The 16,882-nt window shown below is 45.7% G+C and carries 15 protein-coding genes and 1 tRNA gene; 12 read left to right on the top strand and 4 right to left on the bottom strand.

The window, feature by feature from the left end; genetic code table 11:
• The 3 genes from VF412_RS10915 to VF412_RS10925 form a co-directional block, all read left to right on the top strand.
• Nucleotides 1-1,191: LysM domain-containing protein (locus VF412_RS10915; protein WP_331339276.1), on the top strand; the 1,191-nt coding region annotated here is incomplete at its 5' end.
• 72 nt (nt 1,192-1,263) lie between these two features.
• On the top strand, nt 1,264-2,631 hold the full coding sequence (locus VF412_RS10920) for a C13 family peptidase (protein WP_331339277.1): 1,368 nt from the start codon (nt 1,264-1,266) through the stop codon (nt 2,629-2,631).
• Nucleotides 2,632-2,690: 59 nt separating this feature from the next.
• Nucleotides 2,691-3,071, top strand: coding sequence for a hypothetical protein (locus VF412_RS10925; RefSeq protein WP_331339278.1), 381 nt, complete (start codon nt 2,691-2,693; stop codon nt 3,069-3,071).
• A gap of 54 nt (nt 3,072-3,125) precedes the next feature.
• Here VF412_RS10925 and VF412_RS10930 read toward each other — a convergent pair whose 3' ends face one another.
• On the bottom strand, nt 3,126-3,494 hold the full coding sequence (locus VF412_RS10930) for a PilZ domain-containing protein (protein WP_331339279.1): 369 nt from the start codon (nt 3,492-3,494) through the stop codon (nt 3,126-3,128).
• A 540-nt stretch (nt 3,495-4,034) separates the two neighbouring features.
• On the opposite strand from VF412_RS10930, the gene rho reads away from it, so the two are divergent.
• Entirely contained in the window at nt 4,035-5,822 is a 1,788-nt protein-coding gene (gene rho / locus VF412_RS10935) for a transcription termination factor Rho (RefSeq protein ID WP_414640838.1), read from the top strand.
• A 133-nt stretch (nt 5,823-5,955) separates the two neighbouring features.
• Here the strand turns inward: rho and VF412_RS10940 are convergent, their stop codons facing one another.
• The gene (locus tag VF412_RS10940) at nt 5,956-6,372 is read right to left on the bottom strand and encodes a hypothetical protein (protein WP_331339280.1); all 417 of its coding nucleotides are present in this window, start codon (nt 6,370-6,372) and stop codon (nt 5,956-5,958) included.
• Nucleotides 6,373-6,505: 133 nt separating this feature from the next.
• Complete coding sequence (locus VF412_RS10945; protein WP_331339281.1) at nt 6,506-7,213, bottom strand: DUF2461 domain-containing protein; 708 nt, start codon at nt 7,211-7,213, stop codon at nt 6,506-6,508.
• Nucleotides 7,214-7,411: 198 nt separating this feature from the next.
• Here VF412_RS10945 and VF412_RS10950 point away from each other — a divergent pair, with 198 nt between their 5' ends.
• The 4 genes from VF412_RS10950 to murA all read left to right on the top strand — a co-directional run bounded on the left by VF412_RS10950 (nt 7,412) and on the right by murA (nt 10,987).
• Nucleotides 7,412-7,657 carry a type B 50S ribosomal protein L31 gene (locus VF412_RS10950; RefSeq protein WP_063205867.1) on the top strand — a complete coding sequence of 82 codons (246 nt, stop codon included), beginning with the start codon at nt 7,412-7,414 and terminating at the stop codon, nt 7,655-7,657.
• Nucleotides 7,658-7,777: 120 nt separating this feature from the next.
• Entirely contained in the window at nt 7,778-8,851 is a 1,074-nt protein-coding gene (gene prfA, locus VF412_RS10955) for a peptide chain release factor 1 (RefSeq protein ID WP_331339282.1), read from the top strand.
• A 5-nt stretch (nt 8,852-8,856) separates the two neighbouring features.
• On the top strand, nt 8,857-9,741 hold the full coding sequence (gene prmC / locus VF412_RS10960) for a peptide chain release factor N(5)-glutamine methyltransferase (RefSeq protein ID WP_331339283.1): 885 nt from the start codon (nt 8,857-8,859) through the stop codon (nt 9,739-9,741).
• Entirely contained in the window at nt 9,734-10,987 is a 1,254-nt protein-coding gene (gene murA, locus VF412_RS10965; RefSeq protein ID WP_331339284.1) for a UDP-N-acetylglucosamine 1-carboxyvinyltransferase, read from the top strand. Before prmC ends, murA begins: the two co-directional genes overlap by 8 nt.
• A 226-nt stretch (nt 10,988-11,213) precedes the next feature.
• Here murA and VF412_RS10970 read toward each other — a convergent pair whose 3' ends face one another.
• On the bottom strand, nt 11,214-11,609 hold the full coding sequence (locus VF412_RS10970; RefSeq protein WP_331339285.1) for a hypothetical protein: 396 nt from the start codon (nt 11,607-11,609) through the stop codon (nt 11,214-11,216).
• A gap of 259 nt (nt 11,610-11,868) precedes the next feature.
• Between VF412_RS10970 and VF412_RS10975 the strand changes: the two genes are divergently transcribed.
• From VF412_RS10975 to VF412_RS10990, 4 genes are all read left to right on the top strand, one after another.
• Nucleotides 11,869-14,751: a tetratricopeptide repeat protein gene (locus VF412_RS10975; protein ID WP_331339286.1), complete on the top strand. Its 2,883-nt coding sequence runs from the start codon at nt 11,869-11,871 to the stop codon at nt 14,749-14,751.
• A 58-nt stretch (nt 14,752-14,809) separates the two neighbouring features.
• Nucleotides 14,810-15,118, top strand: a complete 309-nt coding sequence (locus VF412_RS10980; RefSeq protein WP_331339287.1) for a hypothetical protein — start codon at nt 14,810-14,812, stop codon at nt 15,116-15,118.
• A gap of 18 nt (nt 15,119-15,136) precedes the next feature.
• A complete protein-coding gene (serS, locus tag VF412_RS10985; RefSeq protein WP_331339288.1) occupies nt 15,137-16,429 on the top strand; it encodes a serine--tRNA ligase in 1,293 nt (430 codons plus the stop codon).
• Nucleotides 16,430-16,540: 111 nt separating this feature from the next.
• Nucleotides 16,541-16,630 (top strand) — tRNA-Ser (locus VF412_RS10990).
• Nucleotides 16,631-16,882 lie beyond the last annotated feature (252 nt).

The raw sequence follows: 16,882 nt of genomic DNA on the forward strand, positions 1-16,882 counted from the left end.
GGTGAGACTACTCCAAAGGCTGAACCTCAATCAATTGCAGCGGCACCGGCCCCAGCCCCTGAAACTTCTGCACCGGCTACAGCTGAAAGTTTAGCTCCAGCTCAACCGGCTGCAAATGACACGGCACTTCCGTCAGATCCGTTTGCTGAAAATGCAGCGACGCAAACGCCACCAGCAACTTCAGATGCAAACACAACAATCGTAGACAGTGGCACACCAGCTCCTGAAACGTCTGCCATGACAACTTCAGAGCCGGCTCCAGCACCAGTCGCAGAGAAAAAGCCAACGGTTGCTTTGCAAAAAGTTGCAAATGCCCCTTGGAAGGTCGGCAAGACTTGGTACAACACAGTTTACTTCGCTCGTCCTGGCGATTCCTTGGCTAGCATCAGCCAGATGATTTACGGCGCTGATAAAACAGCAGAGCTTAAAAAAGGAAATCCATCACTTAAAAATCGTGCGGTAAAACCAGGTGATAAAGTTTATTACAACTCTCCTCACCGTCCTGATGATTCTGCTCGCATGGTTACTTACTATGAAGACAACGGCATGCAACCAGATGTTTACGTAGCTAAATCTGGCGACAATATCCGTAACGTTTCAAAAAAACTTTTGGGCTACTCGAATGCTTGGAAAGAAGTGTGGGCAACAAACGCGGTTGAGTCTAAAGGCGCAATGCCTGAGGGCACAGAGCTTCACTACTGGAAAGGTGGCAACGTAGCTGCTGCTCCAGCGGCGCCTGCTCACGAAGAGATGCCTCCGGTTCCTAATCAAGAGATTGCAGGCCAAGCTCCTCAAGTCCCGGCTCCACCAGCTCCTCCTCAACAAGCGGCAGCGGATATTCCACCACCTCCGCCAATGCCTGAGGCTCAAGCTCCGCAGCAACAACCACCTCAAGGTGAAATGGCTCCGCCACCTCCACCTGATATGGCACAAAACCAACAGATGGCTCCTCCGCCTCCACCGCCACCAGTGGAAGCTGTGAATCCGCCACCACCTCCTCCACCAGCACCGAAAAAAGCTCATCACGTCGAAGAGCAACCAGCGGGTGGTATGGATAACGACACAACTTTGGCGTTGGCAGTTGTCGGCTTGGCAGCAGCGGGCCTTGCGGGTCTGATCGTGATGAGAAAGAAACGTAAGCAAAAAGAAGCTGAACAACAAGCGATGGACAACACGCACGTTGGAACATAAGCAAACCACTGACATTTGAAATATCAAGACCCACCCTTCAACAAGGTGGGTTTTGTCATTCAAGGCGTTAGAATGTACAAGAAGCTCCACACTTTCATTTTCGCAGCTTTATTTTTCATCCCAGTGATGAGTCAGGCCAAGTGCAAAGCCATCTTGATCAATGGCGGGGTGGATTCACAACACAACTTTAATATTCACACCACAGAGCTGCGCGAGATGTATCGCTCGTTACTGACACAAGGTTGTCAGCCTCAAGATATCTATGTCTTTTCGGCCTCTGGAAAAACTGACAGTTATGATGTGCGAGTAGATCCGATTGATCCTGATTCTGAAGAAAAAACGGAAGCCTATAAGTTCGTCGACAATAAGACCGTTCAGAACTTGTATCCCGCCGACAAAGAAACCCTAGAAAAGAAAATGACCGAGATCGCACAGTCTACAACCAGTGGAGACCATCTTTTCATCTATCTGAATGATCATGGCACAAATGGACTGCCATCAGGTGTCGGTATGATGCCTTGGTTAGGGGATGATGGAAAACCTGAAACTGTAAATCTTGAAGAGTTCCAAAAAATTATTTCGCAAACGTCTCCTGATGCCAAAGTGAAGGTGTGGGCCGATTGTTGCTATTGTGGTGTTTACAACAGGGTTAAGAGCAGCAACACATGCGTCGCTAGTGCCACGGATGAATTCCACGTGGGCGACTACTTCTGGTCGAACTGGGATGCCTACATAAAAAATGGTGCCTACAATGGCCCCATTACGCCAACAGTGAAAGCGGCCTTCGCCGGCCAAATCAAGAGCGAGAACAGCAGTCTTGCAAAAGCGGCTAGTGTTTCAAAGCTGTCGCTTTCAAACCCATTTTACACCCGCGATTCAATGACAGCGATGGGATGCTTTATGGGGCCTCGTGATTCGGCGGAGCGATTCATGTATGAAACAATTGGTAGAGATATGTTGTGTGTGAACGATGTTCTGGGAATGGTCGCCTCTTCAGAGAAAGCACCATCTGAACCTGCATCAATGAATACATGCGAAAATCCAGATCAGCGACCATTTAATAAGTTGCGTGATCTTTTATTGCACTTGGGAAGTGGAAGAAAGCTTTCTGCAAGCGACACAGCAAAAATCAAAAAGCTAGCAAAGAAGCTTCAAAAATCTTTAGATCGCATGAAGTCGTCCAAGGAACAAAAGCAGCTCGATGCACTGGATAAAAAATTCGAAGCCTTGTCGCCAGAAGAGCAAGTAAAGCAGGCTGCAGATTTCCAGGAAAAGTCTTTCAACCTACGTGGAGAGATGGCCGATAAAGACCATGTTTATGACGATCTCATGGACGATCAGAAACTAATCACCGAAGCTTTGTTCTATGGAACTGCCAACGATGCTCAGAAGAAAGAATACAAAAGGTTAAGATCATGTCTCGAAGAACCCATATTCTAATCGCAGCATTTTTGTTTTCAGCACTAGCACATGCACAAGTGCAGTTCTCAGAGGGGGAAGTGTTGCTGCGCGGAACTTTGATAAGCACAGAAGGAGCCTATCATTTAGTTGTAAATCCTGAAACACGCTCCATGAGTGTTTTGGATTTAACTCCGACGAAAGACGTTAAATTCATCAGCCAATATAAAAGTGGAACTAAAGTCGAAGCATGTGTGGCGGTAGAAAAGCAGACTGAGCTTACATTGAATCGCGCGGCTCAACTGACCAAGATTCGTCCGCTATCGCCAAGTGAAGCTGTGATTATTTATCCATCGCAAATGCCTGTTTGTACGAAGGGAAAAGGTTGTGTAAAGTTTGGTGAAAAATTAAAAGGTATCGCTTTTGCGAGCGCCTTGGCTGCCCAAGGTCTTCCCAAAGATTATTTCAGATGCAGAAAATAAAAAATCCCGCACCTTATTCGGGCGCGGGTCTCTGTGGTTTTTTAAAAGTTCGGACTAGCCGACTTTTTTGAAAATCGAATCCATAACAGATCGAGTTTCAACACGACCGTTTTCTACAAAGTAGATAAGGTCATCGACGATTTGCACGTCGCGATTATTCGTTGGCATGAACTTAATGCCCACACCTGCTGAGTTCGTCCAAATTACATGGGCCGCGATTTTGCGTTCGCGACCTGCAACGACGAAGAATAGGTTGATCTTTTCATTGGCGCGTACATCTCCGCCCGTAAACTCTAAAAAGGCTCCCGTGATGCTAATATTCTTAAGCGTGCCTACGGTCTCTTCGCGCGCGTAATTGCGCTTGAAAGACACCTCGAGGTTAAGAGGGGTTCTTGGTGCCGGAACTTTTACAGCTTCCTCCACGTTACAACTCCTTATGCTTATTAGTGCGATATTATCCTTTCGGAATGAGTTGCTTAAAAATTAATACCCTAAGGGCGAAAAATTGCGAATTTTGAGGGCTAAGCAAAAAACTAGACGTTCTTGACAGTGCCTTAACATCCTGAATATTCAAGGAAATCTGATAACTATAAACTTCCAGGACCGAGCATCTGTTAGGTCCTGCTAGGCTTTCCCGGTATTAGTTCCCCTCTGAGAAAATCAGGAAATCCGTCGAACTTCTAGAGACTCAATTCGAGGCCTCTAATGTCTCAATGGGGGTCCGGTTGGTCCAAACGTCTGATTTCTTATATAAATTTAAGGCTTTGGCAGTCCAAATAAAATCTTTTTAAATCAAATACTTATGAATTGGCCTCAAGGTGATTTGGACACAAAAAGGGTTTTCGGTTGACAAAGGAGCCGCAAGTCTAGGAAAGTTAGGTCAAGCATACAGTTTAGTTCCAATCGGATCAAACTTCCTACTTTCTCTATTTTCTTTTATTAAATCCCACAAGGAGACCCAGTTTGTCTGAACCCAAAGATCAACAAGGCGTTGAGGTAGTTAAAAAGCGCACGCGCACCAAAGCTTCATCTGAAGACACTTCGACCCCGCAAGCAGCAGCACCTGCTGAAACCGCGCCAGCTCCAGAAGCTCCCGCAGCAACCGCGGCCCCTGAATCTACACCGGCTTCCAACCCTCCAGCAGAAACTAAAGCCGAAGGTACTCCGTCTCCTTCTTCTTCAGAGCCTCAACAGCAACAGCAACAACAAAGACAAGATCGCGGTCCTCATCAACAACGCCGTGAATTCCGTCCAAACAACAATAGAAACGATCGCGGTGGCCACCGTCATGATCGCAACGACAGAAATGACAGAAATGACCGTAACGATCGCAATGATCGCAACGACCGTGGTGATCGCAATCAACGTCGTGACTTCCGCTACGGAAGAAGCAACGAAGACGTTCAACCATCAGGTGACGAGCATGCAAACCAGCCAGCACAAACTCAAGATGTTGATTTGGCAGATATCCAACTTACGGATGAAGAGAAAACATGGCTTTCTTCAAAAGATCTGAAATCGAAAAACATCACTCAGCTGACAGAGCTTGCAACGAAACTTAAAATTGAAAATGCTGCCGGCCTTCGCCGTCAGGATATGATCTTCGAAATTTTGAAACGTGCAGCGAAATTGGGTCAGGACATTTATGGTTCTGGCGTTCTTGAAATCTTGCCTGATGGTTACGGTTTCTTGCGCTCTCCAGACTTTAACTACTTGCCAGGTCCGGATGATATCTACGTTTCTCCATCACAAATTCGCCGCTTCGGTTTAAGAACGGGTGATACTGTGACGGGAACTGTTCGTCCTCCAAAAGAGGGTGAACGTTACTTCGCGCTTTTGAAAGTTGATTCGTTGAATTTCGAAACGACTGAAAAAGGTAAAGACAAGATCTTATTCGACAACTTGACGCCGCTTTATCCAAATCAGCGTTTGAAACTTGAACACAACCCAGGCGATTACACGACTCGTGTTGTGGATTTGATGGCGCCACTTGGTAAAGGTCAACGTGCTTTGATCGTTGCTCCGCCAAGAACAGGTAAAACAGTTCTTATGCAACAAATCGCTAACGCGATTACAACAAATCACCCTGAAGTGAAGTTGATCGTTCTATTGATCGATGAACGTCCGGAAGAGGTGACTGACATGCAACGCACTGTAAAAGGTGAAGTCGTATCGTCTACATTCGATGAGCCACCAACTCGTCACGTTCAAGTTGCAGAAATGGTTATCGAGAAAGCTAAACGTTTAGTTGAACACAAACACGACGTTGTGATCTTGCTCGACTCTATCACTCGTTTGGCTCGTGCTTACAATACGGTTGTTCCGCCTTCTGGTAAAATCTTGTCAGGTGGTGTGGACTCCAATGCCCTTCACAAACCAAAACGTTTCTTCGGTGCCGCTCGTAATATCGAAGAGGGTGGTTCTTTGACGATCATCGCAACAGCATTGATCGACACAGGTTCACGTATGGATGAAGTTATCTTCGAGGAATTTAAAGGTACTGGTAACGCCGAGATCCACTTGGATCGTAAGCTTATGGAAAAACGTATCTTCCCTTGTATGGACATCAACAAATCAGGAACTCGTAAAGAGGACTTATTGATTGATAAAGCAGATTTGAACCGTCTGTGGATCCTAAGAAAAGTTCTAGCACCGATGAACGTTGTCGATGCGATGGATTTCTTGTTAGATAAAGTATCTAACACGAAATCAAATACGGACTTCTTGAAAGCAATGTCAGGCCCAGGTTAAGCAAGTCTGCATATCAAAAATTTAAAAATAAAAAAGGGAATCGAAAGATTCCCTTTTTTATTAGACCGATTCACCAACATAAAACTCAGCTAGCTCGTGCTGAACGTAAATTTCTTTATAAGGGACGAGAAAATTAACGGCAGTTGATTGCGTGACCGTTGCCATCAAATACTAGGTTGCCATGACAACGACCGCCACGGCAGTCCATCGGCGAGCGACGACCATTCCGAGGCATGAAGTACTGATCCCCCTCGCAACGACGTGGAGGCAAAATCAAAGCGTTGTAGCCGGTCCCGCAATATGCTTGGTCAACAATGCCACCTTCGGGATTGTAACAGTAACCATTCACCGAATAATAATTTGAAAGTGAAGAGCAGTAGTTGCCGTCAACGACTTGGTTTGCAGAATTATAGCAATAGCCATTTGAAAGAGTGTAACCTAATGTTGTCACTGCGGTTGTATCATTGTCAGAACTACCACCCTTCGAACAACCAGCAACAGCCAGAACTGCCACCAGCGAAAGAATCATCATAGAAATTGAGCGAAGCATTTTTCCTCCAGGAAGTTTTGAAAACTCCATGGTTATGCCACTAAATTTCAAAATGTGCGCGATGGTCATAGGGACGAAATTGATTTTCCAAAACTCGTTCCACAATCGTGTGCTTTTTACTTAGATGGAAGAACTACCAAAGCCCCTGGCTCTTGTTGATCCAGCGAATGAAGGGCATGAGCTCTTGGATGTCACGGGCGATTTTCTTTGGAAGATCTTTTTTGTACGACTCTGTTTCCGACAATGATCGACCCACAAAAAATTGTTTCAACTTCAAATACTCTACCAGAGGGTGTTCTGGGGAAATTCCTTGGGGAGCCTTCTTTAGCTTCTCGCCTTGAATTTCGCCGAAACGTTTTTTGAACTTCGGATCTTCCACAATGTCAGTGAAGGCGTCGGGATTTTGCATAATAGACTCACGGATCTTGCGAAGTTGCTCATTAGAGGGCTTGTAAACTCCTCCGCCAATATAGAATTCGCCCGGTTCGAAATGAATATACAAACCAAGGCTGTCGATTTTCTTTCCTTCAGTGCCGAACGGAAATTTCGCAGCGACAAAATCTTTGTACGGAGTTTTATCTTTACTAAACCGAGTGTCGCGATAAATTCGCAAGACTGCGTGGCGTGGCTCGAAACGACATTCGGGCGCAATCTTTCTACATTCGTCGGCCAACTCCCACACCAATGCCATCATTGGATGTTGCAAAAGACGTTCGTACTCCTCTTTGCGAGGCTGAAACCATTCGCGTCGATTGTTGCGCTTCAAGGACTTCAGAAAGCGCGAGGCCTCGGGCGAGAAGCCTGCGAAGTCCGGAATTTCGATGGTTTTGACAGTAGCCATGGCGCTAAACCCCTAAACTAATGTATAATACTTAAGTTAATGATAATACGAGGTTATTTTCAAACAAAAGGGGCGTCTCGGCAAGCTGATTGTTGCCAAAAAAAGCAGCGATTTCTGCTCGACATGGGGGACCCGCTGTGTTAAACCCTTTTAGCTTACAGACCAAATAGATTTGATTTTTTAGAAGGAAACCAGGTCATGAAACAAAACTTGCATCCAAAAGTAAACACAGTGGTATTCAAAGATATCTCTTGTGATTTCTCATTCTTGGGAACTTCCACTTTGCACTCTAACGAGACAGTAAAATGGGAAGACGGTAAAGAATATCCACTTATCAAAGTTGAGATCTCTTCAGCATCTCACCCATTCTTCACTGGTAAACAACGTGTGATGGATACTGAAGGTCGTATCGATCGTTTCAAAAAACGTTACGGCAAAAAGTAAATTCCAGACCTCCACTTGGAGGATCGTCTTGCTTGAAATGCGGTTCACTCTTCGAACCGCATTTTGTTTTCTGAGCACACCATTTCTGATGAAGCACCAACAGTTCTAGGAGCCATTCCCATGTTCTCGAAATTGGACGAAGTCGAATCTCGCTATGAAGAAGTCAATATGTCTCTTCAAAGGCCCGATATTGCTTCTAACCAAACGCAATACCGCGCTTTGATGAAAGAACTGGGAAATCTCGAGAAGATCGTTGTTGTTTATCGCGACTACAAAAAGAAAACAGAAAACCTTAAAGCTAGTAAAGAGCTTCTCACTGCGGAACAAGATCCAGAAATGCGTGAAATGATCCGTGAAGAAGTGAAAGAGCTTGAGGCCGCTTTACCAGAGCTTGAGCATCAACTTAAAATTCTTTTGATCCCGAAAGATCCAAACGACGACAAGAATATCATCTTGGAGATTCGTGCAGGTGCTGGTGGTGACGAAGCGGCGTTGTTCGCTGATGAAATGTTCCGTGGCTATGTTCACTATGCTTCGACTCAAGGTTGGAAGGTAGAAATGCTTTCTTTCTCTGAAGGGAATGCCGGTGGCGCGAAAGAGATCATCGCGAGCATCACAGGGGACTCTGTTTACAGTAAATTGAAATACGAATCAGGCGTTCACCGCGTGCAACGTGTTCCTAAAACTGAGGCGGCGGGTCGTATTCATACATCGACTGTGACAGTTGCGGTTATCCCTGAAGTTGAAGTGACTGAAATCAAAATTCCAATGACAGACGTGCGTATCGAGACAATGCGCTCTCAAGGTTCGGGCGGTCAGTCGGTGAATAGAACTGAATCAGCAGTTCGTGTTGTGCACATTCCAACGGGCATCGACGTAAAATGCCAAGAGGGTAAGTCTCAATCAGCCAACCGTGAGCGTGCCTTCCAGATTCTTTACGCTAAGTTGCAACAAATCGAAGACGAAAAAGCACGCCAGCAAGCTTCCGACGTACGTTTGGAGCAAATCGGTACTGGCGATCGTTCCGAGCGTATCCGCACTTACAATTTCCCTCAGACTCGTATCACTGATCACCGTATCGGTTTGACGATTCATCAGTTGGATCAGGTCATGGGTGGATCTTTTGAGTTGCTGATTGATCCACTCGTTGCTAACTTCCAAGCAGAGGCTCTTAAAAAACAAACCTCTGCCTAGGTTGAATGAAACTCAAAGAAGTACTCGATAAAACGACTGCCTTTTTTAAAGATAAAAAATTAGAGACTCCACGCCTCGATGCCGAGCTTTTGTTCGCACATGGACTGAAGCTCAGCGAGCGAATTCAGCTTTATCTAAAATTCGACCAACCACTTTCAGAGACAGAACTGACGGCTTTGCGAGAACTTGTTCGTCGCAGAGCCCAAGGTGAACCAGTAGCGTACATCTTGGGCTATCGTGATTTCTATGGTTATCGCTTCGAGGTGAATTCTGCGACCCTAATTCCTCGTCCGGAAACAGAGCATATCGTTGAAGAAGTTTTGAAATGGACTGCGGATAAGGACAAAGACTACAAGCTTATTGATTTGGGCAGTGGCTCGGGATGTATCGGTCTTACTTTGCTTAAAGAACTTCCCAATGCGCGTTTGCTATCGGTGGATGTTTCGGAAAAGGCCTTGGAGGTTGCGCAAAGAAATGCTCAGGCCCTTGAAGTGTCTGATCGCGTGCGTTTCCTGCACGCTGATGCCGGAAATGCTGATATTGTAATGTCAGCTTTCAAAGACTTCATGAGACATGACAATGTGGACGTACTAGTCTCAAATCCTCCCTACATTGCTGAGAACGACCCGGCTGTAGAAGAGAGTGTGAAAAAGTTTGAGCCCAATTCCGCTTTGTACGCACCTGATCAAGGTTTGGCTTTACTTAAAAACTGGTCGAAGATTTATGGGCCCTATCTTTCTGCCAACAGCTTGATGCTGATGGAGATGGGAATGAGCCAAGGATCTGCAATGCAGACCCACTTTCAAAATTTAGAATTCTTTAACGACGTCCGCGTGCTGAAAGATCTTTCTGGCCACGACAGAGTTATTTACGGGGTGAAGCATGGATAAAATGGTAGTGACCGGCAATGGTCCTTTGCGTGGAACTGTTGCAGCTAGTGGTGCAAAAAATGCGGCCCTTCCGATTCTTTTCTCGACGTTGCTTGCGGAAGGCGAACACGTTTTCAAAAACGTACCAAAGTTAAAAGATATCGAATCAACTGCAGAACTTCTGCAAAGCCTTGGCTGTGAAACTCGCTGGCAAGGAGATGCTTTCATTGTGAAAGTAACGCCACTTCAATCATATGAAGCTTCTTATGATCTTGTTCGCAAAATGCGCGCAAGCTTCCTATGTATGGGCCCTATGTTAGCGAAATATGGTGAGGCTGTTGTGTCTCAACCAGGTGGTTGTGCAATTGGTTCACGCCCTATCGACTTGCACTTGGAAGGCTTTAAGGCTTTGGGTGCAACCGTGACTCAAAAAGAGGGTTATGTTCACGCGGCTTCTCCGAAATTGAAAGGTTCTACTTTCCTTTTCGAAACTGTGACTGTCGGTGGAACTGAGAACGTGATGATGGCAGCAACGCTTGCTGACGGTGTCACGATTCTTGAAAACGCAGCAAAAGAACCAGAGATTGTTGATCTTGCAGAGTACTTGAACAAAATGGGCGCGAAGATCACAGGTCACGGTACAAGTGTGATTCGTATCGAAGGCGTTAAGAAGCTTCACCCAGCAGAACATTCGATCATGCCAGATCGTATTGAAGCCGGAACTCTGTTGATTGCTGGTGCGATCACAAAGGGCCAAGTGACAGTTACGAAGTGTGTGCCCGCTCACCTTGAAGCTTTAATTTTGAAAATGGGCGAAGCCGGCTTCAAAATTGATACGACGGCAGATTCAATGACAATTTATCCAACTGATAAGTGGGAAGCAGTTGATATTACAACAGCTCCTCATCCGTTATTCCCAACAGACCTTCAAGCGCAGTTCATGGCGTTGATGACTGTGGCCCACGGAACAAGTGTAATCACTGAAACAGTTTTCGAAAATCGTTTCATGCACGTGACAGAGTTGACTCGCCTGGGTGCTGACATCACACCGAAAACAAGAGTAGCTGTCGTTCGCGGAAATCCTGGTAAACTCACGGGAGCTCCGGTGATGGCTACGGATCTTCGTGCGAGTGCCTCTTTGGTTCTTGCGGGTTTGGTTGCTGAAGGCGAAACTGTAGTAAATCGTATTTATCACTTGGATCGCGGTTACGAAAAATTGGAAGACAAGCTTTCAAGCCTGGGTGCAAAGATTCGCAGAACGGAATAGTTTGAAATTAAAATCAAAAACGAAAAAGGGAAGCTTCATCGGCCTCCCTTTTTTATTTCCTGAGTCCTGCCGCGATAACGCGCCGTAGACCCAAAAAAACGACAGACACCTTTTGAAAAAGAAAAAGGCCAGCAAGGAGGGGATCCGCTGACCTTTTAAGAGATAAAAAGAAAAGTCTCAGCCCACGGAGGGGATTGGGGCTGAGACCCAATGATCAAAGAGGCTATTATCTAACCTCAGAGATACCGAACACGAAGAAAATAACCGAATTGCTCCCAGAGCCAACACCAGGGAGGGGGTCCACAGTGTTTTGCCCGTAAGCGGGAGCAAGTTGCTGATCAAGTTCAATACCGCTAATCATAACTTTAGAACCAACATAAGAAGTAAGATCGAATTGTGATTGAAGAACGAATGCTACTTGTTGATTGATCGTCAATGCGAACGATCCGTCTTCAAGAGCCACAACCTGACCTACATGTGTCTTGTAATTATATTTTTGAAGTTCTGTTGCCGTGACTTCTTCACCTTGAATTGCATTGTTTGGTAAAACACCGGCGCGAGCTACTGCTGAGATCGCTAGTACTACCAAGATGTAAATTGCAATCAATGCGTTTCTGATCACTTGAACGTCCTCCAAAAAACATCAGACACAATCCCTTAGAGCAACAGGTGTGCCAACTTGAGACACTTCTCAAAATGAATATATGCGATATGAGGGCCGCTGGCCGAAGGTCCTCACCCAAATCGGAACCTTGAGGTAATTCCATATTGGAACGGCGGTTCTGATTTGGAACCATCAGGTTGGACTAAAGCACAGACCTTGTGGGTTCACATGCAGGTGCATAGTCGTTCGCAAAAATGCTCCGTATAATCAGCTATCTATGTCGCGCATTCAGGTCACGTGGGTCGTAAAAACTAAAACGGGTCAGGTCAAAGGACCTTACTCTACTGAAGCCATTCTTAAGATGATTGGTGAAGGGGTTTTTTCTGGCCAAGAGATGATCTCGAAACTTCCTGACGGTCAGTGGACGCTGATTTCTAAAGAGACTGCTTTCTACGACAAACTTCTTGAAGCTCTTGAAGGCGTTGTTGAAGTTGATCCAAAAAAAGCACACAAGATGGAAGCGGAAACGGTGATCATGCGACCACCGCCTACAAATCCGCAGCCGAAAAACAAACTCCCAAGCTTTGAAAATATCAGCGGGCCTGCAGAGAAACCGAAGTTGCCGTCGATTGATGTTTTGCAAACTCCCGTATCTATTGCTCCACCGACGATCCCCTCCAATGTCAGTTCTGATTCGAAAGATTCGGTGATTGAACTTTCGAACTTAAAGAACATGGAAAAAGGCGAACTTGTAAAAGCTTTGCGTGGGCCGATCCTGATTTTGATTGTGATTGTTCTGTTGGGGGGCTGGCTTCTTTGGGACTCTGGTGGTTCCAGAGAGGACAAAATTCATTTACTTTCCCCTGGCAAGGGCAGTGCGCCTATGGCTGATGCACAAGTAAAAACAAAATTAAACGAAGCGCTTTTTTCTATCGAGCAAGACACATTTGATACTTACTTAGATGCAGAAAATAAACTGGTTGCGATTGTTGAGGGTGCGCCTACGAATATCGAAGTGCGTGCTCTTTTGTGCGTTGTGTATGGTGAACTATGGCCGTACGCCAAACAAGATGCGCAGGACGTGAAAACGATCACAATGATGACTCAAGGAACTCGCGCATTGAACGTTGTCAGTCCGCTCGGGCAGGTGTGTGAGGCAATGAAGCTGATGACTTCGGGGCGCTTCCGCGAAGCACGTGGAAATGTAGAATCGACTCTTGAAACATCTGAAGCCTTTTCACTACTTCCGGTTTTGTATGCTTATAAAGCAGAACTCTTGCAGGGCGAAAAAGACTTTGTGAATGCGGTTCCCTATTATGAAAAGGCGATTCAACTTTGGGATAAATGGCTTCGTCCCCAAGTGCAATTAGCGAAACTTCATATTGAACAGCAAAACTATTCAGACGCGTCTCGCGTGCTGCAAGGAATCTTAAAGAAAAATCCAAAGCATCGTGAAGCAAAGTTCCTTCTAGGAATTGTTGAGTTACGTGGTTACAAGCGCACCGATTCGGCATTCACTCTTTTGACTTCTGCGGATGAATCTAAGGTGCGCGTGCCTTCGTTGACGGAATCTCAAGGCCTTCACGCACTGGCTGAAATTTATGTGCTTCGTAACGAAAAGAAAAAGGCCTTATCGACAGCGCAAAGGGCGTTTGCCTTGAATCCCAACAACAGTGATCTTCGTCAGCTTGTCGTGCGGTTAGGTGGTTCGGATAAAATCAAAGGCGATAAAAATCAGAACAACGAATTGCTTTTCTTGGGCGATCAGTATGTGCGCCAAGGAGATTACTTAGCGGCGCAAGCTGAATTCAAAGCGGCTTTTGAAATGGACCCCAAAAACGGTACGGCTGCGATGAAAGCGGCAAAAGCTTTGTGGCAGCTCAATCAAAGTTTTGAAGCGATCGAGTGGTTATCAAAAGCCATGCGTGCAGAGCCAAAATTAGTCTCTGCTTACGTGCTTCAAGCGGACTATATGTCACAGCGTTTTGATTTTGCAGGTGCGATGATGGCATTGACGAATGCGACGCGAATTGCTCCGAATAGCTATGAAGTCTTGCGTGGATTAGCTTTAGTGGAGTTTCGGAAGAACGATATGATCGGCGCGATTTCATACGGCACCAGAGCCGCGAAAGTTTTCGATGGCGATATCGAAACATTCATTTTGCTGTCAAAAGCGAACGCAATTCTTGCACAATCAATTATGCCTTTGAATAAAAAGGAAATTGATCGAAAGGAGAACGCCGCAAAAGATGCTGTTCGTTACGCAACGAAAGCTGTAGAGATCGACGCAACCAATCCTGATGCGCAGATCACATACGCCAAAACGTTGGCGGCAACAAACGGCGTAGATGCTGGTATCACGTATATCAACGACTTGATCAAACGCTTTGCTTATACCTTGGATTATCGCGTGGCCTTGGCAGAGATTTACAAATCAGAGGACCGCTACACTCAGGCTCACGAGATTTACGAAAAAGTTGTTGAGGCTGATCCAAAAAATAAAAAAGCTTGGCTAGGACTCGGTGAAAGCTGCAAAGCACTGGGTATGAATGACAAGGCCCTGAAAGCATTCCTTGAAGCTGCTGTCTTGGACCCAACCGACGGAGAGGCTTTGTTCCGGGCAGGACAGCTTTACCTTGAAACAAGCCGCTATGATGAAGCGATTCAACAATTCCGTCGTGTGCAAAGGTTAAACCCCAACTACCCTCGCACGAATTACTATATTGGTAAGGCGGCGTTCTCTTCTGGCGATTTGAATGGGGCAATGGAAGCGGCGAAGGCTGAAAAGAAATTGAACCCAAATGTGGCCGATTCTTATATTTTGGCTGCGGAAATTTATACTTCGAAAAAGCAATATCAAGAGTGTGCTGGGGAGTATTCTCAGGCTATGAAGCTTCGTCCTCAGGGGGCAGAGATTTATGTAAAGGCGGCTCAATGCTATCGTCAATCCGGCTCGTTAGATGTGGCGGAAGACATGTTGGCGTTGGCTGCGGCCCGGGAAAGTGGTTATGCGGAGATTTACCGCGAACAAGGCGCGATCTATGAGATGAAGGGTGATGCTCGCTCTGCGGCAACGGCTTACAATAAATATATAGGCCTCTCCCCAAATGCCCCGGATCGTGCTGAAATAGAAAGTCGAATTGGTCGACTGGGGAATTAGATTGGCTTACACTCCGGCTTCATCGGAGTAAAATGTTGAACGTGTTTTGGAGGCAGCCATGGGAATCGGCGATAAAATGAGAGGTTTAGCATCAAACGTACAAGAAGGCGTGAAGTCCTCGACATTCACCTTCTTCCATATCTGTTTGCGTTTGATTACAGGATTTTTAGTTGGATTGACATTGTCGCTGATCGGGCAAGAGTTGATTGGTTATGGAACTTTTGCTCTCATTTTTGCAACGATTGTGGTCCTCGCTGTCATCATGAAACTTCTTTCTAGCTGGAGCTTCGGTCAAATTCTTATCTTTGACTTGATTGTCGTTCTTGTCGGCATGCTCTTGAGAATGTATATACTTGTCGCACCTTAATCTGAGGACGTTCGTAAAATGATTGATATTAAACTTCTAGAGAAAAAAGCAGAAAACGGTACTTCTTACTTCGACGAATACAAAGCGGGTCTTATCAACCGTGGTGCTTCGACGGATGTCCTTGATCAAATCATGGACCTCAATAAAAAACGCAAAGAGATGATTGCTCAAGCAGAAACTGCGAAGGCCAATCAAAACAAACTCAGTGCTGAAGTTGGTAAACTAAAACGTGAAGGCAAAGATGCATCTGCAATTTTGTCTGAAGTTGAACAACTTAAAGGTCAAGTGAAAGATCTTGAAGCGAAAGCTGCTGAGGCGGATTCAGCTGTGACGAACTTGGCTTTGACTCTGCCGAATAAGCCGCATTCGTCTGTGCCTAAAGGTGACTCTGCTGATCAAAATAAAATCGAAAAAACTGTGGGAGCTCCAACGCAATTTTCCTTCAAAGCGAAAGAACATTGGGAATTGGGCGAGAAATTAAACATCATCGATTTCGAACGTGCTGGTAAAACTACAGGGACTCGTTTTGCATTCCTAAAAGGCGCAGCGGCTCAGATGGAGCGTGCTTTGATTCAGTTCATGATGGATCTTCACTCTACAAAGCACGGCTACACGGAGATGATTCCGCCATTCATGGTGAACAGCAATAGCTTGCTTGGTACGGGGCAATTCCCAAAATTCAAAGAAGACGTATTCCATCTTGAGGGAACAGATCTTTATTTGATTCCAACGGCTGAAGTTCCTGTGACGAACTACTACAACAACGAAATTTTGGATGAAAAAGATCTTCCACAAAGTTTCTGTGCTTACTCCCCTTGCTTCCGTTCTGAAGCAGGTTCTGCCGGTCGTGATACGAAGGGTTTAATTCGTCAGCATCAGTTCGACAAAGTGGAATTGATGACGTTCTGTCACCCGGATAAATCTCATGAAACTCACGAGGCTTTGACGTCTCATGCAGAGCAAGTTTTGATCAACCTCGAGCTTCCATTCCGCCGTATGCTTCTATGCACGGGTGATATGGGCTTTGGATCTGCAAAAACTTATGACTTGGAAGTGTGGCTTCCGGGTCAGAACTCTTATCGCGAGATCAGCTCTTGTTCTAACTTCGAAGATTTCCAAGCTCGTCGCGCGAATATTCGTTTCCGCACAGCGGGTGGTAAGCCCCAATTCGTTCATACACTGAATGGATCTGGTTTGGCTGTAGGAAGAACATTGATCGCTATCCTTGAAAACAATCAACGCGAAGACGGCTCTATCGCTATCCCAAAAGCTCTTCAAAGCTACATGGGCGGTCGCACAGAAATCCGCTAAAGGGTGCCTGCTTCTTTTTCCGAAAAAGAAGCAGGTACTTTTTGAAAGTTACGGTGCGTTATTAGTGATAACAGCTTGAAGTCTCTCCTCAAAACCCATAAAACGGTCGACGGAGAGTTGGTAGAGTGGTTGAATACACCAGTCTTGAAAACTGGCAGCCCTTCGCGGGGCTCGAGGGTTCGAATCCCTCACTCTCCGCCATTTTCGCTAAAAAATAGCTTCTCTTCACTCAACTGTTAGATAGATTCAAAAAGTTCTCAAAAGACAAGCACCTAGCGTTCGCGATCCTCTTTATTTCTAATGTGCCAGGTTAGTACAATTTCCAATCGTGGTGTCTCGACCGGCAGTGTGAAGATCTCAGGTTCTACTCACTTCATGGTGGAACTTTATCCAAAACACACAAAAATCATAAACTTAGCAGACGAAGCCTGTAGTTTTTAAAGCTTCTAAATC

The organism is Bdellovibrio sp., from assembly GCF_036384735.1.
GTDB lineage: Bacteria > Bdellovibrionota > Bdellovibrionia > Bdellovibrionales > Bdellovibrionaceae > Bdellovibrio.